Annotated in this window: 29 protein-coding genes; 16 read left to right on the forward strand and 13 right to left on the reverse strand. The window is 73.9% G+C overall.

Annotated elements, in window-relative coordinates:
- Positions 1–5: 5 nt before the first annotated feature.
- Positions 6–1,085, reverse strand: a complete 1,080-nt coding sequence (locus tag AB0N29_RS16390) for a ferredoxin reductase (RefSeq protein ID WP_364868323.1) — start codon at positions 1,083–1,085, stop codon at positions 6–8.
- A gap of 144 nt (positions 1,086–1,229) precedes the next feature.
- On the opposite strand from AB0N29_RS16390, the gene AB0N29_RS16395 reads away from it, so the two are divergent.
- Positions 1,230–1,859, forward strand: a complete 630-nt coding sequence (locus tag AB0N29_RS16395) for a TetR family transcriptional regulator (RefSeq protein ID WP_364868326.1) — start codon at positions 1,230–1,232, stop codon at positions 1,857–1,859.
- 9 nt (positions 1,860–1,868) lie between these two features.
- Here the strand turns inward: AB0N29_RS16395 and AB0N29_RS16400 are convergent, their stop codons facing one another.
- The 5 genes from AB0N29_RS16400 to AB0N29_RS16420 are packed head-to-tail and all read right to left on the reverse strand — an operon-like array spanning position 1,869 to position 5,419.
- Positions 1,869–2,066, reverse strand: a complete 198-nt coding sequence (locus AB0N29_RS16400; RefSeq protein ID WP_364868328.1) for a hypothetical protein — start codon at positions 2,064–2,066, stop codon at positions 1,869–1,871.
- A 29-nt stretch (positions 2,067–2,095) separates the two neighbouring features.
- Entirely contained in the window at positions 2,096–2,788 is a 693-nt protein-coding gene (locus AB0N29_RS16405; RefSeq protein ID WP_364868330.1) for an SDR family oxidoreductase, read from the reverse strand.
- Positions 2,789–2,792: 4 nt separating this feature from the next.
- The gene (locus AB0N29_RS16410; protein ID WP_364868332.1) at positions 2,793–3,767 is read right to left on the reverse strand and encodes a zinc-binding dehydrogenase; all 975 of its coding nucleotides are present in this window, start codon (positions 3,765–3,767) and stop codon (positions 2,793–2,795) included.
- A gap of 55 nt (positions 3,768–3,822) precedes the next feature.
- Positions 3,823–5,046: an NADP-dependent malic enzyme gene (locus AB0N29_RS16415; protein ID WP_302267443.1), complete on the reverse strand. Its 1,224-nt coding sequence runs from the start codon at positions 5,044–5,046 to the stop codon at positions 3,823–3,825.
- Between the two features lie 58 nt (positions 5,047–5,104).
- Positions 5,105–5,419, reverse strand: coding sequence for a S24/S26 family peptidase (locus tag AB0N29_RS16420; protein ID WP_364868335.1), 315 nt, complete (start codon positions 5,417–5,419; stop codon positions 5,105–5,107).
- A gap of 142 nt (positions 5,420–5,561) precedes the next feature.
- Between AB0N29_RS16420 and sodN the strand changes: the two genes are divergently transcribed.
- From sodN to AB0N29_RS16435, 3 genes are all read left to right on the forward strand, one after another.
- On the forward strand, positions 5,562–5,963 hold the full coding sequence (gene sodN / locus AB0N29_RS16425; protein WP_364868337.1) for a superoxide dismutase, Ni: 402 nt from the start codon (positions 5,562–5,564) through the stop codon (positions 5,961–5,963).
- Between the two features lie 244 nt (positions 5,964–6,207).
- On the forward strand, positions 6,208–6,645 hold the full coding sequence (locus AB0N29_RS16430; protein ID WP_364868339.1) for an anti-sigma factor: 438 nt from the start codon (positions 6,208–6,210) through the stop codon (positions 6,643–6,645).
- Between the two features lie 2 nt (positions 6,646–6,647).
- A complete protein-coding gene (locus tag AB0N29_RS16435) occupies positions 6,648–7,463 on the forward strand; it encodes an RNA polymerase sigma factor SigF (RefSeq protein ID WP_364868341.1) in 816 nt (271 codons plus the stop codon).
- 22 nt (positions 7,464–7,485) lie between these two features.
- Here AB0N29_RS16435 and AB0N29_RS16440 read toward each other — a convergent pair whose 3' ends face one another.
- A complete protein-coding gene (locus AB0N29_RS16440) occupies positions 7,486–7,911 on the reverse strand; it encodes a hypothetical protein (RefSeq protein ID WP_364868343.1) in 426 nt (141 codons plus the stop codon).
- Between the two features lie 236 nt (positions 7,912–8,147).
- On the opposite strand from AB0N29_RS16440, the gene AB0N29_RS16445 reads away from it, so the two are divergent.
- The gene (locus tag AB0N29_RS16445; protein ID WP_011755173.1) at positions 8,148–8,399 is read left to right on the forward strand and encodes a WhiB family transcriptional regulator; all 252 of its coding nucleotides are present in this window, start codon (positions 8,148–8,150) and stop codon (positions 8,397–8,399) included.
- Positions 8,400–8,414: 15 nt separating this feature from the next.
- Here AB0N29_RS16445 and AB0N29_RS16450 read toward each other — a convergent pair whose 3' ends face one another.
- A complete protein-coding gene (locus tag AB0N29_RS16450; RefSeq protein WP_302267450.1) occupies positions 8,415–9,935 on the reverse strand; it encodes a PAS domain-containing sensor histidine kinase in 1,521 nt (506 codons plus the stop codon).
- 88 nt (positions 9,936–10,023) lie between these two features.
- Between AB0N29_RS16450 and AB0N29_RS16455 the strand changes: the two genes are divergently transcribed.
- The 4 genes from AB0N29_RS16455 to AB0N29_RS16470 are packed head-to-tail and all read left to right on the forward strand — an operon-like array spanning position 10,024 to position 13,540.
- Positions 10,024–10,884 carry a DUF2785 domain-containing protein gene (locus tag AB0N29_RS16455; RefSeq protein ID WP_364868347.1) on the forward strand — a complete coding sequence of 287 codons (861 nt, stop codon included), beginning with the start codon at positions 10,024–10,026 and terminating at the stop codon, positions 10,882–10,884.
- A gap of 25 nt (positions 10,885–10,909) precedes the next feature.
- Entirely contained in the window at positions 10,910–12,616 is a 1,707-nt protein-coding gene (locus AB0N29_RS16460; protein WP_364868349.1) for an acetolactate synthase, read from the forward strand.
- Positions 12,616–13,098 carry a GNAT family N-acetyltransferase gene (locus AB0N29_RS16465; protein ID WP_364868351.1) on the forward strand — a complete coding sequence of 161 codons (483 nt, stop codon included), beginning with the start codon at positions 12,616–12,618 and terminating at the stop codon, positions 13,096–13,098. The genes AB0N29_RS16460 and AB0N29_RS16465 overlap by 1 nt, the downstream gene beginning before the upstream one ends.
- Before the next feature lies 1 nt (position 13,099).
- Entirely contained in the window at positions 13,100–13,540 is a 441-nt protein-coding gene (locus tag AB0N29_RS16470) for a thioesterase (protein WP_364868353.1), read from the forward strand.
- 211 nt (positions 13,541–13,751) lie between these two features.
- Here AB0N29_RS16470 and rsrA read toward each other — a convergent pair whose 3' ends face one another.
- The 4 genes from rsrA to AB0N29_RS16490 form a co-directional block, all read right to left on the reverse strand.
- Positions 13,752–14,033 carry a mycothiol system anti-sigma-R factor gene (gene rsrA / locus AB0N29_RS16475; protein WP_302267456.1) on the reverse strand — a complete coding sequence of 94 codons (282 nt, stop codon included), beginning with the start codon at positions 14,031–14,033 and terminating at the stop codon, positions 13,752–13,754.
- Positions 14,030–14,680, reverse strand: coding sequence for a sigma-70 family RNA polymerase sigma factor (locus tag AB0N29_RS16480; RefSeq protein ID WP_302267457.1), 651 nt, complete (start codon positions 14,678–14,680; stop codon positions 14,030–14,032). The genes rsrA and AB0N29_RS16480 overlap by 4 nt, the downstream gene beginning before the upstream one ends.
- A gap of 108 nt (positions 14,681–14,788) precedes the next feature.
- Entirely contained in the window at positions 14,789–15,439 is a 651-nt protein-coding gene (locus tag AB0N29_RS16485) for an alpha/beta family hydrolase (protein WP_302267458.1), read from the reverse strand.
- The gene (locus AB0N29_RS16490; RefSeq protein ID WP_364868357.1) at positions 15,436–16,248 is read right to left on the reverse strand and encodes an SOS response-associated peptidase; all 813 of its coding nucleotides are present in this window, start codon (positions 16,246–16,248) and stop codon (positions 15,436–15,438) included. The genes AB0N29_RS16485 and AB0N29_RS16490 overlap by 4 nt, the downstream gene beginning before the upstream one ends.
- Before the next feature lie 85 nt (positions 16,249–16,333).
- Here AB0N29_RS16490 and AB0N29_RS16495 point away from each other — a divergent pair, with 85 nt between their 5' ends.
- Genes AB0N29_RS16495 through AB0N29_RS16515 form a run of 5 tightly spaced genes read left to right on the forward strand, consistent with a single transcriptional unit; the run spans position 16,334 to position 20,842 of the window.
- Complete coding sequence (locus tag AB0N29_RS16495) at positions 16,334–16,864, forward strand: DoxX family membrane protein (protein WP_364868359.1); 531 nt, start codon at positions 16,334–16,336, stop codon at positions 16,862–16,864.
- 23 nt (positions 16,865–16,887) lie between these two features.
- Positions 16,888–18,168, forward strand: coding sequence for a 3-phosphoshikimate 1-carboxyvinyltransferase (gene aroA / locus AB0N29_RS16500; RefSeq protein ID WP_302267462.1), 1,281 nt, complete (start codon positions 16,888–16,890; stop codon positions 18,166–18,168).
- A 7-nt stretch (positions 18,169–18,175) separates the two neighbouring features.
- Positions 18,176–19,171, forward strand: coding sequence for a ribosome small subunit-dependent GTPase A (gene rsgA / locus AB0N29_RS16505; protein ID WP_364868361.1), 996 nt, complete (start codon positions 18,176–18,178; stop codon positions 19,169–19,171).
- Positions 19,172–19,216: 45 nt separating this feature from the next.
- Positions 19,217–19,897, forward strand: coding sequence for an RDD family protein (locus AB0N29_RS16510; RefSeq protein WP_364868363.1), 681 nt, complete (start codon positions 19,217–19,219; stop codon positions 19,895–19,897).
- A gap of 51 nt (positions 19,898–19,948) precedes the next feature.
- Positions 19,949–20,842 (forward strand): GTP-binding protein LepA, encoded by an 894-nt coding sequence (locus tag AB0N29_RS16515; RefSeq protein WP_302267465.1) that lies wholly within the window; start codon positions 19,949–19,951, stop codon positions 20,840–20,842.
- Positions 20,843–20,873: 31 nt separating this feature from the next.
- On the opposite strand, the gene AB0N29_RS16520 is transcribed toward AB0N29_RS16515, so the two are convergent.
- Positions 20,874–21,323, reverse strand: a complete 450-nt coding sequence (locus AB0N29_RS16520; protein ID WP_302267466.1) for a DUF2231 domain-containing protein — start codon at positions 21,321–21,323, stop codon at positions 20,874–20,876.
- A gap of 54 nt (positions 21,324–21,377) precedes the next feature.
- Between AB0N29_RS16520 and AB0N29_RS16525 the strand changes: the two genes are divergently transcribed.
- Complete coding sequence (locus tag AB0N29_RS16525) at positions 21,378–22,286, forward strand: inositol monophosphatase family protein (RefSeq protein ID WP_302267467.1); 909 nt, start codon at positions 21,378–21,380, stop codon at positions 22,284–22,286.
- A gap of 64 nt (positions 22,287–22,350) precedes the next feature.
- Positions 22,351–22,782, forward strand: a complete 432-nt coding sequence (locus AB0N29_RS16530; protein ID WP_364868367.1) for a CBS domain-containing protein — start codon at positions 22,351–22,353, stop codon at positions 22,780–22,782.
- Positions 22,783–22,870: the final 88 nt, after the last annotated feature.

A 22,870-nucleotide genomic window follows, 5' to 3' on the forward strand; every position in this document is an offset into this window, starting at 1 on the left:
CTTCCTCACAGGTCGACGGTGCAGTCGCCGACGGGGGCGGAGACGCAGATGCGGATGTCCTCGTCCGGCAGCGAGGACTGCTCGCCGGTCAGGACGTTGCGGACGGTCCCCTCGCTCTTGCGGGAGACGCAGGAGAAGCAGATGCCCATCCGGCAGCCGGACTCGGGCTGCAGGCCGAGCGCCTCGGCCTGGTCGAGCAGGGTGTCGCCGGTGTTGGCGCCGGAGGCCCCGGAGCGGCTGAAGACGACGTCGCCCTCGGCCGCGTCGGAGCCGGCGGCCCGCGGCGGCTTGAAGTACTCCAGGCGCAGGGCCGGCGAGTCGCCGTAGCACCGCTGGACGGCCTCGATGAGCGGCGCCGGGCCGCAGGCCCAGGTGGGCACGTCGCGGTAGCCGGGCACCAGCCGCTCGAGGTACGCCGGCGACAGCGCCGGGTCGCCGAGCTCGGGGTGCAGGAGCCGGACGTCGATGCCGTGGCCCGACCGCCGGATCTCGTCGAGCTCGGTGGCGAAGATCTGGTGCTCGGGGCTCTGGGCGTAGTGCAGGAACGTCACGTGGCCGCGGTGGGTGCGGCGCTGGAGCGAACGCAGCATCGACATGACGGGCGTGATGCCGGAGCCGCCGGAGACCAGCAGGATCCGCTCCGGCACCGCGTCGGGCAGGACGAACTCGCCCTGCGCCTGGGAGAGGTGGACCGTCGTGCCGGGCCGGGCCTGCTCGACGAGGTGGCGGGAGACCACGCCGTCGGGGTTGGCCCGCAGCGTGATCGTGAAGCGGTCCCCGGGGCGGCTGTCGGGGCTGGAGATGGTGAAGACCCGCGTGGTGCGGCGTGCACCGTCGACCTCCACGCCGACCTGCACGTGCTGCCCGGCGCGGTGGCCGCGCCAGGTCGAGGTGGGCTGGAGGGTGATCGTGGCGACCGGCGGGTGGCCGGGGACGTCGACCTCGCGGTGGACGTCGACGACCCGGGCGCGGACCTCGTGGGCCGCCCACATCGGGTTGACCAGCTCGAGGTAGCGGTCGACGCCGTGGGGCGAGGTGAGCGCGGCGAGCGTGCGGCTGCGCAGGACGGAGGTGGCGATCCCCATGGGCTGCTCCTTCGTGGCGGCACTGGTTCGGTGAACGACTGTGCACCCACACTGTGCCGAGGGTCAGGGCGCAGGGTCAAGGCAGCTGCCGGGTGAGGGTGCACACACGTCCACCGTCGATGTGACGGCGGCTACGATGAGGGGATGACCGAGACCAGGGTCGAGCGCAAGGAGCGCACCCGCCGCGCGATCCTGGATGCCGCGTTGACGCTGTGCGAGGACAGCTCGTTGGTCGCGCTGTCGCTGCGCCAGGTCGCCAAGGAGGTCGGTATCGTGCCGACGGCCTTCTACCGGCACTTCGACTCGATCGAGGCGCTGGGACTGGCTCTCGTCGACGAGTCGTTCGTCTCGCTGCGGGCGATGCTGCGCGACGTGCGCCGCGCCGACGCCGCGACCGGCGGGTTCGCCGGCATCGTGGACTCCTCGGTCAGCATCCTGGTCGAGCACGTCCACCAGCAGCGCCAGCACTTCCTCTTCATCGCGCGCGAGCGGGCGGCCGGCCCGCCGTCGGTGCGCGCGGCGATCCGCCACGAGATCGAGCTCTGCGAGCGCGAGCTGGCCACCGACCTCGCCCGCTTCCCCGGCACCGACCAGTGGTCCGGCGAGGACCTCCGGGTGCTCTCCAACCTCATCGTCACCGCGATGGTGGCCACCGCGGAGGCGATCCTCGGCGCCGCGGGACGGCCCGACGCCGAGCGCCAGGTCGCCGAGACCGCCCGCACCCAGCTGCGGATGGTGCTCGTCGGCGCCCTGCAGTGGCGCTCGGAGCCGTGAGCAGGCCGGTCAGCCCACGTAGCGGAGCATGAAGTCGCGCTCGGGGTCCTTCTCCGGCGGGCTGTCGGGCGGCACCGCGGTCTGCTGCGAGGTCACGGTGTCCTCGAGCCGCACGGGCGCGGGCAGCCGGCGGTAGCGGCCGGGGCCGCCGTCGGTGCCGGCGGTGCCGGCGGTCCTGCTGGTGCTGGTGGTCCGGGTGCTGGTCATGAGGGCCTCCTGGACCGAGTGTGCCAGCGTCAGCGCGGCTTGACGACCACCTCGGGCACGACCGCGTCCTCGGGCAGGTCGAGCACGTGCAGGACCAGGTCGACCACGGTCGAGGGACGGATCCAGGCGGCGGCGTCGTACTCCTTGCCCTCCTGGCGGTGCACCTCCTCCTGCATCGGCGTGGCGGTCCGCCCGGGGAAGACCGACGTGACCCGCACGCCGGCGCCCGCCTCCTCGGCCCGCAGCGCGTCGGCGAACCCGCGCAGGCCGTGCTTGGAGGCGGCGTACGCCGACCACTGCGGGTTGGCGACCAGGCCAGCGCCGGAGTTGACGAGCACGATCGTGCCTCGGGCGGCCCGCAGGGCGGGCAGCGCGAGCCGGGTCAGCACGGCAGGGGCGACGAGGTTGACCGCCACGGTCTCCTGCCAGGCCTGGGTGGACAGCTCGCCGACGGCGCCCAGCTCGACGACGCCGGCCGCGTGGACGACCGAATCCAGCCGGTCGGGCAGCTCGAGCGCATCGAGGGCGGCGGGGTCGGCCAGGTCGGCGACGAGCACGCTGGCGCCGGCGTACGCCGCGGCGAGGTCCTCGGCCCGGCCGGCGGACCGGGCCAGCAGCACCAGGCGGTCCCCGCGGTCGTGCAGGCGGCGGGCGAGCTCGGCGCCGATGCCGGAGCCGGCGCCGGTGACCAGGTGGGTGCGGGCGGTCGTCGGGGTAGGCATCGGCTCAGTCATGGAGGGTGAACACCACCTTTCCGAACAGGTCTCCCCCGGCCATCGCCTCGAACCCGGCGCGGGCCTCGCGCATCGGCAGCACCCGGTCGACGAGCGGGCGCACCCCGGTGGCGTCCAGCATCTGCACCAGCGCGGCCAGCTCGTTGCGGGTGCCCATCGTGGAGCCCACGACCCGCAGCTGGCGGTAGAAGATCCGGGTCAGCTCGGCGTCGTCGGGCTGGGCACCGGAAGTGGTCCCCGAGACGACGATGACGCCACCGGGACGCAGCGAGCGCACCGAGTGCGACCACGTGGCCCGGCCGACGGTCTCCATCACCGCGTCGACCTTCACCGGCAGCCGCTCGCCGGAGGGGTACGCCTCGTGCGCCCCGATCTCGAGCGCCCGCTCGCGCTTGGCCTCGTCGCGGCTCGTCACCAGCACCCGCAGGCCCGCGGCGCTCGCGAGCATGACCAGCGCGGTCGACACCCCGCCGCCGGCGCCCTGCACGAGCACGGTCTGGCCGGGGCGGCAGCCCCCCTGGGTGAAGAGCATCCGGTACGCCGTGAGCCAGGCCGACGGCAGGCACGCCGCCTCCTCGAAGCTCAGCGAGGGGGGCTTGGGGACCAGGTTGCGCCGGGGCACGACGACCGTCTCGGCGAAGGTCCCCCAGTGCCGCTCGGAGAGGATCGCGCGGTCGGGGTCGAGCGTCTCGTCGTCGGCGACGCCGGGGTCGCCGATGACCGCGTGGACGACGACCTCGTTGCCGTCCTCGTCGACCCCCGCCCCGTCGCACCCGAGGACCATCGGGAGGGCCTCGGCCTTGATGCCGACCCCCCGCAGGGTCCACAGGTCGTGGTGGTTGAGCGCGGCGGCGCGGATCCGCACCGCCGCCCACCCCTCGGGCACCTGCGGGCTCGGCCGCTCCCCCACCACGAGGGCGGAGAGCGGGTCGTCGGGGGCGAAGCGGTCGGCGTAGACGGCGAGCACGGCGGCCCGGTTCCCCTCTCGGCGGCGGCTCAGCGGCCGGCTGGTGCGGACGTGGTCAGCGGCGCGCCACGCCGTCGCGGCGGGCCGCCTCGGCGACGGCGGCCGAGACCGCCGGGCCGACGCGGTCGTCGAACGGCGAGGGGATGATGTAGTCCTCGGCGAGGTCGTCGCCGACCAGGCCGGCCAGCGCGTCGGCCGCCGCGAGCTTCATGCCCTCGGTGATCGCGGTCGCGCGCACGTCGAAGGTGCCGCGGAAGATCCCCGGGAAGGCCAGCACGTTGTTGATCTGGTTCGGGAAGTCCGAGCGGCCCGTGGCCACCACGCGGGCGTGGCGGTGGGCGACCTCGGGGAGCACCTCGGGCGTGGGGTTGGCCAGGCCGAAGATGATGGCGTCGTCGGCCATCGTCGCGACGTGCTCCTCGGGCACCGTGCCGCCGGAGACCCCGATGTAGACGTCCGCGCCTACGAGGACGTCGGCCAGGGACCCCGAGCGGCCCGTGTTGTCGGCGGTCAGCTCGGCGACGACGCGCTTGACCGGCGTGAGGTCGTCGCGGTCGGAGCTGAGCACGCCCTTGCGGTCGGTGACCGCGAGGTCGGTGATCCCGGCCTCGAGGAGGATCCGGGCCACGGCGACACCGGCCGCGCCGGCGCCGGAGATGACGACGCGCGTGCCGGCCGGGGTGCGGCCGGTCAGGCGCAGCGCGTTCTTGAGGGCCGCGAGCGCGACCACGGCCGTGCCGTGCTGGTCGTCGTGGAACACCGGGATGTCGAGGCGCTCCTTGAGCCGGTCCTCGATCTCGAAGCAGCGCGGCGCGGAGATGTCCTCGAGGTTGATGCCGCCGAAGCTCGGCGCGAGCCGGGCGACGGTCTCGATGATCTCCTCGGTGTCGGTGGTGTCGAGGCAGATCGGCACGGCGTCGACGCCGCCGAACTGCTTGAACAGCACCGCCTTGCCCTCCATCACCGGCATCGCGGCCGCCGGGCCGATGTCGCCGAGGCCGAGGACGGCGGTGCCGTCGGTGACGACCGCGACCGTGTTCGGGACCCACGTGTAGTGCTGGGTCATCGAGGGGTCCTCGGCGATGGCCGTGCAGACGCGGGCGACCCCGGGGGTGTACGCCATCGACAGCTCCTCGGCGCCCGCCAGCGAGACCGTGGAGACCGTCTCGAGCTTCCCGCCTACGTGCAGGTCGAAGACCGGGTCCCCGGCGAGGGGGTGGTCGGGGGCTGCGGCCTGCGGTGCCTCGGGAGCGTCGGTCGTCTCGTGCGGTGTCGCCATGGTCGGCCACTCTGGCACAGCCGGGGACGGCGGTCCGTGCTGTCCATCATGGTGTGGATCACAGCAGCCGCGGGCGGGGCCAGAGCCGCGCGCGGACGACCGCCACGACGGCCTCCTCGGCCACCGGCCCGCGGTGGCGCGAGTCGATCCCGCGGTCCGGGGCGTCGCTCAGCAGCCACCACCCCGGGCGGCCCGCCGCCGTCGTACGGCGCTCGACGGCCCGCTTGACCGCGACCGTCCCGTCGGGGAACCGGGCGACCACCAGCCGACCCGGTCGCGGGAGCGCGCCGTGCACGACCAGGAGCTGGTCGCCGGGTGCCAGCGTGGGCCGCATCGACTCCCCCGAGACGTGCGCGAGGCCGATCCTGGGCACTGGTCGGGAGCCGCGGCGACCTGCTCGTGCGTCACGTGACACGCGGAGTAGTGTCGCAGGCGGACCAGGGTCCACCCGGTGGACCCACCCCGATCAACGCCACAGCTCAATCTCCCCGAGCCACCCATCTGAGAGGACGGCAATGTTCGCGCGACTCTTCGCTCCCACCATCGAGGTCTCGGCCCACTGCGACCTGCCGTGCGGCGTCTACGACCCCGCCCAGGCCCGCATCGAGGCCGAGTCCATCAAGGCCATCATCGGCAAGGTCGCCGACAACGACGACCCCGACTTCCGCACCCGCGCCATCCTGATCAAGGAGGAGCGCTCCCAGCTGGTCAAGCACCACCTGACCGTGCTGTGGACCGACTACTTCAAGGCGCCGCACTTCGAGAAGTACCCGCAGCTGCACATGCTGGTCAACGAGGCGTGCAAGCTGGCCAGCGGCACCGGCACCAAGGCGGTCTTCGACGCGGAGAAGGCCGACCAGCTGCTCGCGAAGATCGACGAGATCGCCGAGATCTTCTGGGAGACCAAGAAGGCCTGAGGAACGAGGGCCAGCTTGGTCTTCATCGACGACTGAGCGTGCGAAGTCGTCGTAACAAGAAGGCTTGAGCTTGCGAAAGCCTCTTCGTCTTCATCGACGACTGAGCTCGCGAAGTCGTCGTGACAAGAAGGCCTGAGGCTCGCCAGCACGGCTGTTTGCGGGGCCGGTCACCGGGGAAGCACCCGGTGGCCGGCCCCGACCACTATGGTCAGCCCGACGGCCCCAGGGAAGAAGGACGAACCACATGTCTGTCACGGCCAGCGGTCCCGACCAGGACCGTGCCGACGTCGAGCTGCGGATCCCCGCCGACGGCGCCTACGTCTCGGTGCTCCGGACCACCACCGCCGGCCTCGCCGCGCGCCTGGACTTCACCATCGACGACATCGAGGACCTGCGGATCGCGGTCGGCGAGGCGAGCGCGATGGTCCTGCCGGAGGCCGACCCGGACTCCGAGCTGCTGTGCCGCTTCTGGCTGCACCCGGGCCGGATGACGGTGTCGGTGAGCGTGGCCTCCGCGGCCCCCTCCGCCCCCGACGAGGACAGCTTCGCCTGGCAGGTCCTCACGACGCTGGCCTCGAGCGCGTCGGTGCAGTCGGCCGACGGCCGGTTCGGCGTCACCATGACCATGAAGGCACTCGACCTCGGGACCGACCTCGAAGCAGCGCTCGGAGCCGGTCTCTGACCATGGACGGCTCGCGCACGCAGGAGGTACCGGAGGCGGAGGCACCGCTGACCGGTGTCGAGCTGACCCGTCAGCGCAGTGCCGAGCTGTTCCGCGACCTGCACGACGCCGACGCGCCCCAGCACGTCCGCGACGGCGCGCGTGACGACCTCGTCCACCTGCACCTGCCGCTCGTCGAGCACTGCGCGCGCCGGTTCCGCAACCGCGGCGAGCCGTTCGAGGACCTCGTCCAGGTCGGCACGATCGGGCTGATCAAGTCCGTCGACCGCTTCGACACCGACCGCGGCGTGGAGTTCTCGACGTACGCCACCCCGACCATCATCGGCGAGATCAAGCGCTACTTCCGCGACAAGGGCTGGGCGATCCGGGTCCCGCGCCGGCTGCAGGAGCTGCGCATGCAGATCGGCTCGGCGACGGCCGAGCTCACCCAGTCCCTGGGCCGCTCCCCCACCCCGCGCGAGCTCGCCGAGGCGATCGGCTGCACGGTCGAGGAGATCATCGAGGGCATCGAGTCCAGCAACGCCTACTCGACGCTGTCGCTCGACGCCAGCGACGACTCCGAGGACGGCGCCGCCTCGATGCTCGACGCGATCGGCGTGGACGACGCCGGCCTCGAGCACGTCGAGATCCGCGAGTCGATCAAGCCGCTGCTGGACCGCCTGGACCCGCGGGAGAAGAAGATCCTCCTGCTCCGGTTCTTCAAGAACATGACCCAGTCGCAGATCGCCGAGGAGATCGGCGTCTCCCAGATGCACGTCTCCCGGTTGCTCAACCGGACCCTGGTGCAGCTGCGCGCCTCCCTGGAGCAGGCGGACTAGACCGCCCGACGCCCGCGGGCGGTCACTCCGAGCGGGTCGGGTCGTCGGTGAGGACGGCCGTGCTGGCCGGGTGGAAGATGCCCGCGAGCACGACCGCGGCGACCACCGCGAGGCTCACCGCGAGCAGCGTGGTGTCGCCGCCCCGGAAGGACCAGGCCACCCCCAGCGCGATCAGCTGGGCGAGGACGGCGGGGCTGCGGGACCACGTCGCGTGCCGCTGCAGCCCGCGGGCGCAGACCAGCAGCGCCGCGCCGCAGAGCGCGAAGAACGCCGTGGTGGTGACGTTCATGGTGACCCGCTCGGGCGAGAGGTGGACCACCTCGGCGAGGGCCAGCAGGACCAGGACCGCCCCCTCGACCGCGGTCAGGGAGGCGGCGACGACCAGCGGCGCCGGGTTCTGCTCGGGCGCGGCGCCGGGGGCGGTATCGAGGTGGTCGCTCGGGGGCACCGGTCGAGGGTAGCCGGGCCCGACAGGCGGGACCCGGACCGGCACGAGGGGCGCCCAGGCGGGACGCTTGTGACGGAAGAGACCATCGCAAACGCTTGTATAACGTTCCAAAGATTGCCAGGCTGGACACTCGCTCGCCGAACGCGTTCAAACGCCGTGCCCCCGCGCGCGAGCCCCGCAGGCCTGAGCTGCCCCTTGCCTGCACGTACGTAGTAGAGAGTAGGGATTTCCCAGCCATGGATTGGCGCCACCGTTCCGCCTGCCTCGACGAGGACCCGGAACTGTTCTTCCCGATCGGCAACACCGGTCCGGCCATTCTCCAGATCGAGGAGGCCAAGCAGGTGTGCCGACGCTGCGAGGTGCGCGAGCAGTGCCTCGCGTGGGCGCTCGAGGCCGGTCAGGACCACGGGGTCTGGGGCGGCCTCAGCGAGGACGAGCGTCGCGCCCTCAAGCGCCGCAACGCCCGGGCCCGCGTCCGCACCGCCTGACCGCAGCCACCTCCCTCACCCGAGAGGTACGTCGACAGCCGCCCGCGTCCCGCGCCCGCCCGGCACCGGACCGAGCTCGAGCTGACCGCCGAGCTCGGACTCGACCAGCGTGCGCACGATCGAGAGCCCGAGGTTCGTCGACCCGTCGAGGTCGAACCCCTCCGGCAGGCCGCGCCCGTCGTCGTCCACGGTGAGGTGGAGGCGGCCGACCAGGCGACGCACCGTCACGGTGATCGTGCCGCCCGCACCGTCGTGGCCGACGTCGGTGAGGTCCGCCGGCACCGCGGGCTCGACGGACTGGTCGACCTCGTAGCCGTGCTCCACGGCGTTCTGCAGCACCTCGGTCAGCACCATCGCCAGGGCGGTGGCCGACTCCGAGGGCAGCGTGCCGAACCCGCCGTCGCGCACGACCCGGACCCGTCCGCCGACCGCGCTGACCTCGGTCACCATCGAGCCGAGGCGGTCGGCGATCTCGTCGAAGTCGACGTTCTCCTCCACCGCCTGGCTCAGCGTCTCGTGGACGATCGCGATCGAGCCCACCCGGCGCACCGCCTCCTCCAGGGCCAGCTTGGCCGCCTCGGAGTCGATGCGCCGCGCCTGCAGCCGCAGCAGCGCGGCGACGGTCTGCAGGTTGTTCTTCACCCGGTGGTGGATCTCGCGGATCGTGGCGTCCTTGGTGACCAGCTCCCGGTCGCGCCGCCGCAGGTCGGTGACGTCGCGGACCAGCACGAGCGCACCGATGTGCGTGCCCTCCGGCCGCAGCGGGATCGCGCGCACGATCAGCGAGACGGTGTCGGTGCCGATCTCGGTGTCGCGGTGCGCCCGGCCGCCCAGCACCGCGCTGAGCGTCTCCTCGTCGGGCCGGCGCCGCGGCGGGACCAGCTCGCGGGTCAGGTCGGCCAGGGAGAGCCCGGCGAGGTCGCCGGAGAGGCCGAGCCGGCGGTACACCGAGAGCGCGTTGGGGCTCGCGTAGACCACGTGCCCCCGGGCGTCGACGCGCAGGAAGCCGTCGCCGACGCGCGGTGAGTCCGCGTGGTCGCTGCGCTGGCCCGGCCCGGGGAACCAGCCCTGCGCGATCATCTGGGTCAGGTCCGCGGCGGTCTGCAGGTAGGAGAGCTCCAGGCGGCTGGGGGTCCGGACACCGAGCAGGTTGGTGTTGCGCGCGACCACGGCGATCACCCGGTCCGCGCGGCGCACGGGGATGGTCTCCACGCGCACCGGCACGTCGTCGCGCCACTCGGGGTCGCCCTCGCGGACGAGCCGCCCCTCGGCGTACGCCGCGTCGAGGAGGGGGCGCCGTCCCGCGGGCACGAACGTGCCGACCACGTCGTCGACGTACGCCGTCGGTCCGGTGGTCGGCCGCATTTGGCCGCCGGCCCAGAACCCCGCCCCGGACCGGTCGGGCAGCCACAGCACCAGGTCGGCGAAGGAGAGGTCCGCGATGATCTGCCAGTCGGCCTGCAGCAGCTGCAGCCAGGCGACGTCCTCGTCGCTCAGGTCGGTGTGGCTGCGCACCAGGTCGGGGAGGGTCGGCACCTCCGTGACCCTACCGACGCCGACCTGCGGCTCCCCCGAGGCCCGCGCGGGCTCGGTCTACGCGTCGGTCCCTGGCAGGATGGGCCGCATGTCGGGGCAGTACTGGAAGCAGGTTCACGCCCGCGGTCTCGCGGTCCCCGAGGACCGGCCGCTGGGCGACCTGACCGCCGAGCTCACCGCGATGCTGGGCGAGACCGACCCCGAGCTCCGCGACGGCACCGCCTTCCCGGCGCTGTCGACGTGGATCGGCCGCGGCGTGTACGACGACCTGCTGGTCGGGCTGGGCGACGGCATGGCCGCCGGCCTGCGGACCGGGCTCGGCGAGACCGGCACCGACACCGTCTTCCGCCGCAGCTGGTCGGCCCGCGTGATCGCGGAGTGCCTCGAGCGCGACAACGTCCACGGGCTGGTCTCGACCGGGACGGTGCTCGACTGGGGCGACCGGGTCGCGACCTGGCTGCTGCGCGAGCAGGACACCCGCGGCTTCGTGCCCGGCAAGGGGTGGGCGCTCGCCGTCGGCCACGGCGCCGACGCGCTCGCCGCGCTGGCCCGCTCCCCCCACCTGGGCACGCCGGAGCTGACCGTCGTGCTCGACGTGGTCGCGGACCGGGTGCTGCAGCCGGTCGACAGCCTCTTCGTCAACGGCGAGCCCGACCGCCTGGCGGCCGCCACCATGGCGGTGCTCCGGCGCGACGAGGTGCCGCTGCAGGTGCTGGAGCCCTGGATCGCGCGGCTCGCCGCCGGCGCGACCGGCCGGGCGACGTACGACGACCGCGACCCGCACCTGGCCGGCGGCAACGCCGAGGCGTTCCTCCGCGCGCTGCACCTCCAGCTCGCCCTCGGCTCCCGGCCGCCCGCCGTCCGGTCCGACCTCCTCCTCGTCGTCGTGGACGCGCTGCGGCACACGAACCCGTGGCTGTCGCCGACGGGCGCTTCGGCCCCCGTGTGACGTGCGTTGCACATAGCCTTCGGGCATGACCGACGCCGCGACGCCCGACACCGCTGAGACCTGGCCCGACCTGACGGCCGACACCCCCGTGCCGGAGGGCCACGTGCGCGGCCACGCCGGTGAGCTGGCCGTGGCGGTGGCGCAGGCCCACGGCGTGGAGACGATGTTCACGCTGTCGGGGGCCCACGTGTTCCCGCTCTACGACGGCGCGGTCAAGGCCGGGACGCCGATGCGGCTGCTGGACGTCCGGCACGAGCAGACCGCCGCGTTCGCCGCCGAGGCGACCGGCAAGCTGACCCGCGTCCCGGGCCTGGCCGTCCTGACCGCCGGCCCGGGCGTCACCAACGGCGTCAGCGCGATCGCGCAGGCGCAGTTCGCCGGCTCGCCCATGGTGGTCGTCGGCGGCCGCGCCCCGCAGAACCGCTGGGGCAGCGGCAGCCTGCAGGAGCTCGACCAGCCGCCGATCGTCGCGTCGGTCTCCAAGGAGGCCCGCACGCTGATGACCGCCGCGGACGTCGCCCCCGGCCTGGACCGGGCGTTCCGCGCCGCCGGCTCCTCCCACCGCGGCCCGGTCTTCGTCGACGTGCCGATGGACGAGCTCTTCGCGCAGGCGACCGTGCCCGCGGCCACGGCGGGCGTGCTGCCCCGCGGCGCCGAGCCCGACAGCGAGGCCGTCGGCCGGATCGCGGGCCTGCTGGCCGACGCCTCCCGCCCGGTGCTCGTCCTGGGCACCGACGTGTGGGCCGACCGCGCCGAGGAGGCCGCGCTGCGCCTCGTGGAGTCCGCCGGCATCCCGACCTTGACCAACGGCATGGGCCGCGGCGTCGTGCCCGGCGGTCACCCGCTGCTGGTCACCAAGGCCCGCAGCCAGGCCCTCAAGGAGGCCGACCTGGTGGTCGTGGTCGGCACGCCGCTGGACTTCCGGCTCTCCTACGGCGTCTTCGGCGACGCGCTGGTCGTCCACGTCGCCGACTCCCCCGGCCAGCTCTCCGCGCATGCGAACCTCGCCGCGTCCGTCGCCGGCGACCTGACCACCGCCCTGGACGGCATCCTCGCCGGCCTCGAGCGCTCGCCGCGGCGACCGGACTGGTCGGCGTGGACCAGCACGCTGCAGGACACCGTGCGGGCCGGCGTCGAGCGCGACCGGGCGCTGCTCACCGCGGAGGCCGACCCGATCCACCCCGCCCGGATCTACGGGGAGCTGGTGCCCCGGCTCGCCGAGGACGCCGTGGTGATCGGCGACGGCGGCGACTTCGTCAGCTTCGCCGGCAAGTTCGTCGAGCCCAAGCGGCCCGGCGGGTGGCTCGACCCGGGTCCGTACGGCTGCCTGGGCGCCGGCCTCGGCGCGGCGATCGCCGCCCGCATCGCCCGCCCGTCGGCCCAGGTCGTGCTGCTGCTCGGCGACGGCGCGGCCGGCTTCTCCCTGATGGACGTCGACACGCTGGTCCGCCACGGCCTGCCGGTCGTGATGGTCATGGGCAACAACTCCGCGTGGGGCCTGGAGAAGGGCCCCATGCAGATGCTCTACGGCTACGACGTGGTCGCCGACCTCGCGCCGCGCACGGCGTACGACGAGGTGGTCAAGGCGCTCGGCGGCGCCGGCGAGACCGTCACCGACCCGCGCCAGGTGGGACCGGCGCTGGACCGCGCGTTCGCCGCGGACGTGCCCTACCTCGTCAACGTCATCACCGACGTCGACGCGGCCTACCCGCGCAGCACCTTCGGGATCTGATGCTGCTGCGACGAGCCGCCCCCGGCGACCTCGAGCAGGTCGGGCGCATCACCGTCGCGGCGTACGCCGGCTTCGTCCTGGGCGAGGACGACCCGTACGTCGCGCGGCTGCGCGACGCCGCCCGCCGCGACCGCGAGGCCGAGCTGTGGGTGGCCGCCGACGACGACGGCACCGTCCTCGGGTCGGTCACGGTCTGCCCGCCGGGGTCCCCGTGGCGGGAGGTGTCCCGCGAGGGCGAGGGCGAGTTCCGCATGCTCGCCGTCGACCCGGCCGCGCAGGGCCGCGGCGTGGGCATCGCCCTGGTCGACCTGGTGCTCGAGCGGTTCCGCGCCGACGGTGCCCGCGCGGTGGTGATCTCGAGCCTGCCGGAGATGACCGGCGCGCACCGGCTCTACGGTCGGCGCGGGTTCACCCGCCTGCCCGACCGGGACTTCTCCCCCGTGCCCGACGTCCACCTGCTCGCCTTCGGAAGGGACCTCTGAGATGGACACCACCCCCAGCGCCTCGACCTCGACGTCGGCCACGCTGCACTTCACGGTGACCGACGACGACACGGCGCTCGCCGTCGGCTCCGGCTCGCTGCCGGTCCTCGGGACCCCCCGGCTGCTCGCCTGGTGCGAGGCCGTCACGTGCGCCGCGGTCGAGCCGTCGCTGGCCGACGGCGAGACGTCGGTCGGCACCCGGGTCACCCTCGAGCACCAGGGCGCCAGCCCGGTCGGCCGCCTGGTGGAGGTCACCGCCACCACCTCGTACGCCGACGGGCGGCTGCGCCGGTTCAGCGTGGCCGCCCGCCACGTGGAGGTGGGACCGGAGGGCCCGGTGCCCGGCAAGGTGGTCGCCACGGGCGAGGTCACCCGGGTCGTCGTGGACGCCGAGCGGTTCCTGGGGCGGATTTCGCCTGCCCCGGCCGATCTGGGAGACTGATCGTTGGCCCCTCGGGGCGACGTACATCGATCCCCAGGAGGACACCATGGGCAAGACCGGCCGCAAGCGCCGCGCTCGCAAGAAGAAGGGCGCGAACCACGGCAAGCGCCCCAACGCCTGAGCGCTGCCACACAGCACTGGACCCCCGAGCCGAACGGCCGGGGGTCCTTGCTTTGGTGCGGTTGGTGCGGGCGGCGCGGGGCGCCGGGCCTCAGCCCTCGGTGATCCGCACCTGCACCTCGCGGATGCGGAGCATGACGCGCTCGCGCAGCTCGCTCGGCGCCGGCTCGGAGCAGGAGCGGGCGACGACCTGCTTGACGGTGCGCTGGAGGTCGTACTTCTCCAGGCACGGGTTGCAGGTGTCGAGGTGGACCCGGACGGCGGCGCAGTCGGCCTCCGCGAGCTCGTTGTCGATGAAGTACACGATCTGCTCGAGGTAGTCCGCACACTCCTGCGGGTCCACGTGGTCGTGGCTGCGGCCCGGCTCGCTCATCGCTTGCCCCCGTCGCGGCCGACGGTCAGCAGGTCGTTGGCCCGGACGTGGTCCGAGAGCATGTCGCGCAGCTGGCGACGTCCGCGGTGCAACCGCGACATGACGGTGCCGATGGGCGTGTCCATGATCTCGGCGATCTCCTTGTACGCGAACCCCTCGACGTCGGCGAGGTAGACGGCGAGCCGGAACTCCTCGGGCAGGCGCTGCAGGGCGTCCTTGACCTGGGAGTCGGGCAGGTGCTCGAGCGCCTCCATCTCCGCGGACTTCAGGCCGGTCGAGGTGTGCGACTCGGCCCGGGCGAGCTGCCAGTCCTCGACGTCCTCGGACATCGACTGCTGCGGCTGGCGCTGCTTCTTGCGGTAGGTGTTGATGAAGGTGTTGGTGAGGATCCGGTACAGCCAGGCCTTGAGGTTGGTGCCCGGCTTGAACTGGTGGAAGGAGGAGTACGCCTTGGCGAACGTCTCCTGCACGAGGTCCTCGGCGTCGGCCGGGTTGCGCGTCATGCGCATCGCGGCGGAGTAGAGCTGGTCGAGGAACGGCAGCGCGTCGCGCTCGAAGCGCAGCGAGCGCTCCTCGTCGGTCTCGGAGGCGACGTCGACCGGGTCGGCGGTCGCGGCCTCCAGCGGGTCAGTGACGGAGTCAGTCATCGTCGTCCAGGGTACCCGCGCGGCGGGCCCGGCAGTCCCGAGAGGCTCGACCACCGGCACCAGGATCGGAGGGCGTTCCATGAGTGCGGTCACGCCGGTCAGAACACCTCACCCCGGGTGCTTGTTCCCGGTCACCTCACGCACCAGCCACTCCAGGGTGCACTCGACGAGCAGGTCCATCGCCTCGGCCGTGGAGAGCGGCCCCGCGGCCGCCACCCCGAACCCGTGGTCGGCGCCCGGGACGACCGTCATCTCGACGTCCTCGGGGAACTCCTCGGGCCGGCCCATGGCGTCGCGCTCCCCCTGGACCACCAGGGTGGGCAGCCGGGCGCCGCGCAGCTCCTCGAGCCGCGACTTCTCCGGCTTGCCCGGGGGGTGCAGCGGGAAGGCGAGCGCCAGGCAGGCGACGGCGCCCAGGCGCCGGCCGCACCGCACCGCCGACCGCGCGCCCGCCGAGCGGCCACCGACGACCAGCGGGGTCCGCACCCGCAGCCGGTCCGAGGCCGCGACCAGCCCCTCGTCGAGGATCCGCGGCGCCGGTGCGATCCGGCGACCCGCGACCTTCCACGGCTGCTCGAGGCGGACGACGGTGAAGCCCTGCCGCGGCAGGTGCGTGGCCAGCGCGGTCAGGTCCGGCCCGTCGATGCCGCCGCCCGCGCCGTGGCCGAGCAGCAGGGTGCCGACCGGTCGGGGCGCGCGATCGGTGACCAGTCGGGCCGGGCCGTGCGGGGTGTCGACGACGCGCTCGCTGCGGGTCACTCGACGACCTCCTCCAGCGGCAGCGGCTCGACGAGGCTCGGGCCGTTGTTGCGCACGTTGCTGACCTCGCGGGAGACCGGGAACGCCTCCAGGGCACCCGGCGCGGCCGGCACCAGCAGGTCGAGCAGCGTCCCCTGCGACGCGGTCGGGTCCAGCCAGGCCGACCACCGGTCGCGCTCGACCATCAGCGGCATCCGGTCGTGGATGTGGCCCAGCTCGTCCTCGGCGTCGGTGGTGATCACCGTGCAGCTCCACAGGAAGCGGTCGGGGTCGTCGTCGGGCCGCGCGGGGTCCCGCCAGATCTCGTAGAGCCCGGCCATCGCCAGCGAGCCGCCGTCGCGCGGTCGGATGAAGAAGGGCTGCTTGAGCGGCTTGCCCGCCTTCGTCGTCTGCTGGGTGGGGTACCACTCGAAGTAGCCGTCGGCCGGCAGCAGGCAGCGCCGCTTGGCGAAGGCGCGCTTGTACGCCGGCTTCTCCGCCACCGTCTCCATCCGGGCGTTGATCATCCGGTTGCCGATCGAGGCGTCCTTCGCCCAGGACGGCACCAGCCCCCAGCGGACCACGCGCAGCTGCCGCTCGGGGCCGTCCTGACCGGAGTCGTGCTGCTCGGGGTCGTGCTGCTCGGGGTCGTGCTGCCGGGAGCGCTCGGCGTGCTCCTTCGACGGCGGCCGCTCGACCACGGCGTACACGTCCTTGGTGGGCGCCACGTTGTAGTCGGGCTCGAGCGGCTCGGCGATCCGCAGGACGTCGACCTCGAACTCCTCGACGAGGTCCTCGGCCCGGCGGCTGGAGGCGTAGCGACCGCACATGCGACGCAGCCTAGTGCCGCCTCGACTCCGGTCCCGTCGCGCACGGCGTCGTGTACCGGGGCGACCGAGCGGGTATCGAGGCGGCATGTCCCTCAGCCGACTCGTCGCCCGTCCCATGCTCGCCTCGGTCTTCGTGGTGGGTGCCGTCAACGCCCTGAAGAACAGCGGTGCGCTCGCCGCCAAGGCCGAGCCGGTCACCGACACCCTGGTCGGGACGATCAAGAAGGCCGTCCCGCAGGCGCCCCTGCCCGACGACCCGCAGACGCTGGTCCGGATCAACGCCGCCGTCCAGATCGCCGCGGCCGCCGCGCTCGCGACCGGCCGCGGTCCCCGCACCTCCGCCGCCGTGCTCGCCGCGTCGCTCGCGCCGACGACGCTCGCCGGCCACCGGTTCTGGGAGGCCGACGACCAGGCCACGAAGACCCAGCAGCAGCTCCACTTCTTCAAGAACCTCTCGGTGCTCGGCGGGCTCCTCATCGCCGCCGGCGACACCGAGGGCCGACCGGGCGTCGCCTGGCGCGCGCGCCGGGTCGCCAAGGACGCCCGCCGGGAGGCCCGGCACCTCGCCGTCTCCGCCCGCCAGGAGGCCAAGCTGGTGAAGGCGAAGGTGGCCTGAGCGGCGCCGATAGAGTGCGGCGCGTGACCGAGCCCGCGCGCCCCGCCGTCGAGGACCCCTGGCCCGCGCCGCGCGCACGGGGGCCGGTCCGCGCGACCGTCACGCTGCCCGGCAGCAAGTCGCTCACCAACCGCGCGCTGGTGCTGGCCGCCGTGGCCGACGGCCCCTCGGTCGTGCGCCGCGCCCTGCGCTCGCGCGACACCACGCTGATGGCCGCGGCCCTCACCTCGCTGGGCGCGCACGTCGACACCTCCGGCGAGGACTGGGCCGTCACGCCCGGACCGCTGGCCGGCGGTGCACGGGTCGACTGCGGCCTGGCCGGCACCGTGATGCGCTTCGTGCCCCCCGTCGCCGGCCTCGCGTCGGGGGCCGTGGCGTTCGACGGCGACCCCCACATGCGCAAGCGCCCGGTCGGCGAGGTGCTCGGCGCGCTGCGCGGCCTCGGCATCGACGTCGAGGGCGACGCCCTGCCGTTCACGGTCCGCGGCACCGGCTCCGTCCCGGGCGGCACCGTCGTGGTCGACGCCTCGGCCTCCTCGCAGTTCATCTCGGCGCTGCTCCTGGCCGGCGCCCGCTACGACCGTGGCGTCGAGGTGCGGCACGAGGGCGCACCGGTCCCCTCGCTCCCGCACATCGACATGACCGTCGCGATGCTGCGCGACCACGGCGTCGAGGTCGACGACGCCGAGCCCGACCGCTGGGCGGTCGCGCCCGGTCCCGTGCGCGCGGTCGACCACGTCATCGAGCCGGACCTGTCCAACGCCGCACCGTTCCTGGCGCTGGCGGCGGTCTCCGGTGGCACGGTGACCGTCCGCGACTGGCCCCGCAGCACCACCCAGGCCGGGGACGCGCTGCGCGGCATCCTCGCCGCGATGGGGTGCACCGTCGCGCTCACCGACGACGGCCTCTCGGTGACCGGACCCGACCGGCTCCTCGGTGTCGACCTGGACCTGCACGACGTCGGCGAGCTGGCCCCCGCCGTGGCCGCCCTGTGCGCGGTGGCCTCGACCCCCTCGCACCTGCGCGGCATCGCCCACATCCGCGGGCACGAGACCGACCGGCTCGCCGCGCTCGCGACCGAGCTGGGCCGCCTCGGCGCCGACGTCACCGAGCACCCCGACGGCCTCGAGCTGCGTCCCGCGCCCCTGCACGGCGGCGTGTTCCGCACCTACGCCGACCACCGGATGGCCCACGCCGGCGTGGTCGTGGGCGCCGCCGTCGACGGCGTCCTCGTCGAGGACGTCGCCACCACCGGGAAGACCTTCCCCGACTTCGCCGGCTTCTGGGCCGGGCTGCTCGGCTGAGGACGCGATGTCGGGTCGCTACTACGAGCACGACCAGGAGCACTACGAGCGGCCGCGCCGCCACACCCGGCCGCGGACCAAGGAGCGCCCGTCGTACGACGACGCGGTGGACGCGGTCGTCGTCACCGTCGACCGCGGGCGGTTCACCCTGCTCGTCGACGGCGCCACGGTGATGGCGATGAAGGCGCGTCCGCTGGGCCGCAAGGGCGTGGTGGTCGGCGACCGGGTCCGGGTGGTCGGCGACACGAGCGGCGCGCCGGGCTCGCTGGCGCGGATCGTCGAGGTCCGCGAGCGCGAGACCGTGCTGCGGCGCACCGCCGACGACGACGACCCGGTCGAGCGGGTGATCGTCAGCAACGCCTCGCAGCTGGTCGTGGTGGCCGCCCTGGCCGACCCCGAGCCGCGCCCGCGGCTGATCGACCGGGCGCTCGTCGCGGCGTACGACGCCGGGATGCAGCCGCTGCTGTGCCTGACCAAGTCCGACCTGCGCGACCCGGAGTCGCTGCTGGTGACCTACCGCTCGCTCGGCGTGCCCTGGGTGGTCACCCGGCGCGGCGACGACCTCACCGAGGTGCGCGCCCGGCTCGAGGGCCGCACCAGCGTGCTGGTCGGCCACAGCGGGGTCGGCAAGTCCACCCTGGTCAACGCGCTGGTGCCCGAGGCCCACCGGGAGGTCGGCCACGTCAACGCGGTGACCGGTCGCGGTCGGCACACCTCGACGTCGGCGTACATGCTCCCGCTGCCCGGCGGCCGGGGCGGCTGGATCATCGACACCCCCGGCATCCGCTCCTTCGGCCTGGCCCACGTCGAGCCCGAGCACCTGATCGAGGCGTTCCCCGACCTCGACGAGATGACCGAGGACTGCCCCCGCGGGTGCACCCACGGCGAGGACGAGCCGGAGTGCGGGCTCGACGACGCGGTCGCCGCCGGCCAGGCCGATCCCGAGCGGGTGCAGTCCTTCCGCCGCCTGCTCGCCGCGCGGAGCACTGGTCCGGACTACTGAGCTCCCCCCGGTTTGCCCGCCTCCCCCTCGGGTAGGCAGCCACCCGTGAGCGACCCCTACGGCCAGAACCCCGGTCCCCCTCCCCACGGCCAGCAGCCCGAGCAGCCCGGCCCGCCCTACGGACAGCCCCCGGCGCAGCCGCAGTACGGCCAGCCGCAGTACGGCCAGCCCCCTTACGGCCAGCCCCCTTACGGCCAGCCGCAGTACGGCCAGCCGTACGGCGGGGCGCCGTACGGCGGGCCCGCGCCGACGTACGCCTCCTGGGGGCGCCGGATCGCCGCCTACCTGGTCGACGGGGTGATCCCGCTGGTGGCGTACGCGATCGCGGGCGGCGTGCTGGCCGCGACGTCGGAGACCACGACCCGGACCACGACCGACGCGTTCCTCGGCACCCGCACCGAGACCACGACCGACCCGACCGCGACCGGCCTGGCGGTCGCCGCGGTGCTCTACCTCGTCGCGCTGGCCTTCACGATCTGGAACCAGTGGATCCGCCAGGGCCGCACCGGCTACTCCCTCGGCAAGCAGGTGCTGGGCATCAAGCTGGTCAAGGACGGCACGGACGTGCCGCCGGGCATCGCCTTGAACATCGGGCGGAGCTTCGCACACATCCTCGACGCGCTGCCCTGCTACCTGGGCTTCGTGTGGCCGCTGTTCGACGCCAAGAACCGCACGTTCGCCGACATGCTCTGCACGACCACCGTGGTGCTCCGGCCGAAGGTCTGACCGGGCGGGAGCCGGACCGATCCGTCGGCGGTCCGGCTCCGAACCCGTCCCGTGCGTCTCTCCTCCACCCTCCGCCGTCCCGAGCCCTGGTCCGAGCCCCGCCTGGTCGCCCACGTCGACCGGCTCGCCGAGGAGCACCCGCCGATCGAGCTCGCCACCTGCGACTTCACCGTCCGCGACCGGGACGCGGTGGTGGCGCGGTTCGCGCCGGTCCTGGACTACATGGCGCGCGCCGAGCTCGAGGTCGAGCGCAACACCCTCGAGCTCGGCGTCCTGCTGCCCCACGCCCCCGACGTCGACCGGTACTTCTACCGCGAGGTCTGGCAGCCCCAGGAGTCCCGCCACGGCCTGGCCCTCGACGAGCTGCAGGTCCGGCTCGGGCTCCCGCCGGCGCTGACCGACCTCACGACGATCTCGCCGAAGATCCGCGCGGTCGGCGCGCTCGCCCACGTCGGCGCGCTGCAGGACGTCGTGCGGATGCTCTACTACCTGACCGGCATGACCACCGAGCGCTCCGCGCTGCTGGCCTACCACCGGCTCCAGGACGGCCTGACCGAGATGGGCGAGACGGCCGTCGTCCGGACCGTCATCGCGCCGATCCGGCGCCAGGAGCCGGGCCACTTCGCCTTCTACCAGCTCTCCGCCCGCGGGCTGTGGGCGCGGCTCTCGGAGTGGCAGCGCTGGCTGGTGCGGCGGCTGCGGGCGGTGTCGTTCGCGCCGGTCGCCGCCGGCGACGACACGCGCAAGGCCGACGTCGGCGACATGATGATCGCGCTCGGCATCGGCACCCCCGAGGCGTCCGAGGAGTTCGTGCAGACGGTCGCGCGGACCGAGGCCGAGCTGCTCGGGGCGGCCGAGGCCGGGCTGGCGGTGCCGCCGTACATCGTGCGGTCCTTCCGCGAGTGCCTCGAGCTCGCCCGGGAGCGCGTGGCGCTGGCCGCCTGAGCGGCCTGCCGCCCCGGGGGCGGCGGCCCGGTCAGCCCTCCACGCCGTACCAGGCGACCTGCGCCCCGGCGTCGCCGGTGAGCACCGCGTAGACGACGGTCGCGACGCCGGAGACGGCCACCAGCGCGGCGAGGACCCACCGCACGGCACCCGCGCGGCGGTGCAGCGCGGCGGCGAGCACCGCGACGACGGCGAAGGCGAGCACGACCAGCCGGAAGACCTCGGCGCGCGACTCGTGGGTCTCGACCAGGGCGAGCAGCGGGCCGCCGTACTGGTTGGCCTCGGTGAGCTGCTCGCCGGAGAGGTACGCCACCCAGACCGCGATCGCGGCCGGCACGGCGAGGGCGACCATGGGCCACCGGATCCAGTCCCGCCAGCGCGGCACGGCGGCGTACGCGATGCCGAACAGGGCCGCCACCGGACCCAGCACGACGGCGGCGTGGACGACGAGTGCGTGCAGCGGCAGGCCGTTGATCTCCATGGATGAATGTTGCACCACCCCGCTCGGCGGTGGCTGAAAGTAGCCTGTGCGTTCGTGGCCACCCCGCACCCCGACTACACCGACGACCTGCGCCTCGCGCACGTGCTCGCCGACGACGCCGACTCGCTCACGACGGCGAGGTTCAAGGCGCTCGACCTGCACGTCATGAGCAAGCCGGACCTGACCCCCGTGACCGACGCCGACCAGGCCGTCGAGGAGGGGATCCGGCGCACGCTCTCGCGGGTCCGCTCGCGCGACGCCGTCACCGGCGAGGAGCAGGGCTCGACCGGGCACAGCCAGCGGCGCTGGATCGTCGACCCGATCGACGGCACGAAGAACTTCGTGCGCGGCGTGCCGGTGTGGGCGACGCTCATCTCCCTCGTCGTCGACGACGAGGTCGTGCTCGGCGTCGTGTCCGCCCCGCAGCTGCAGCGCCGCTGGTGGGCCTCGGTGGGCGGAGGCGCCTGGACCGGCCGGTCGCTGCTCAAGGCGACCCAGTGCCGCGTCTCCGACGTACGTCGCCTCGAGGACGCGTCGCTGTCCTACTCCTCGCTCTCCGGCTGGGACGAGCGCGGCCGGCTGGAGGACCTGCTCGCCCTCATGCGGCGCGTCTGGCGCACCCGCGCCTACGGCGACTTCTGGTCCTACATGCTGCTCGCCGAGGGCGCGGTCGACATCGCCGCCGAGCCCGAGCTCGAGGTCTACGACATGGCGGCCCTCGACGTGATCGTGCGCGAGGCCGGCGGGCGGTTCACCTCCCTCGACGGGGTCGACGGGCCGTTCGGCGGCAACGCGCTCGCCTCCAACGGCCACCTCCACGAGGCGGCGCTGTCGTTCATCGGCGCGCTGCCCGACCTCGGCGGCGACCCCGACGACCCGGACTGGCCGCGCACCGGCCCGGGCTCCGTCTCCGACCTGCGCTCGCGCCGCCGCCCCGAGGTCGGCGACCTGCCGCTGGACTGAAGCACTATCCAGCACCCCGCCGGCTGAGTACCGTGCGAGGGACCCGTCCGACCGGAGGTGTCCTGTGCACATCGGTGAGGTCCTCAGCCGCAAGCCGCGCTCCGACGTGGTCACCATCCGCCCGGACGCCGTCGTGGGCGAGCTGGTCGCCCTCCTGGCCGAGCACAACGTGGGCGCGCTGGTCGTCAGCGTCGACGGCACGTCGGTCGACGGCATCGTCAGCGAGCGCGACGTGGTGCGCCGCCTGCACGCCGACGCCGCTGTCGCCGAGGTGCCGGTCGCCGCGATCATGACCTCCGAGGTCACCACCTGCTCCCCCGCCTCCGCGCTCGACGAGCTGATGCGGACCATGACCGACCGACGCGTCCGGCACGTCCCTGTCGTCGAGGACGGCCGGCTCGTCGGCATCGTCAGCATCGGCGACCTGGTCAAGCACAAGATCGGCGAGCTCCAGTTCGAGCGCGACCAGCTCGACAGCTACGTGCACCAGACCTGAGGCGTGGGCGTCGTGCCGGTCGGGGTCCGTGCGGTCGCGCGGGAGCTTCAGCGGCCAGCCGCTGGAACTCGCGGTTGGCCGATGAAGC

This window comes from Nocardioides sp. NPDC092400 (assembly GCF_040684155.1).
GTDB lineage: Bacteria > Actinomycetota > Actinomycetes > Propionibacteriales > Nocardioidaceae > Nocardioides.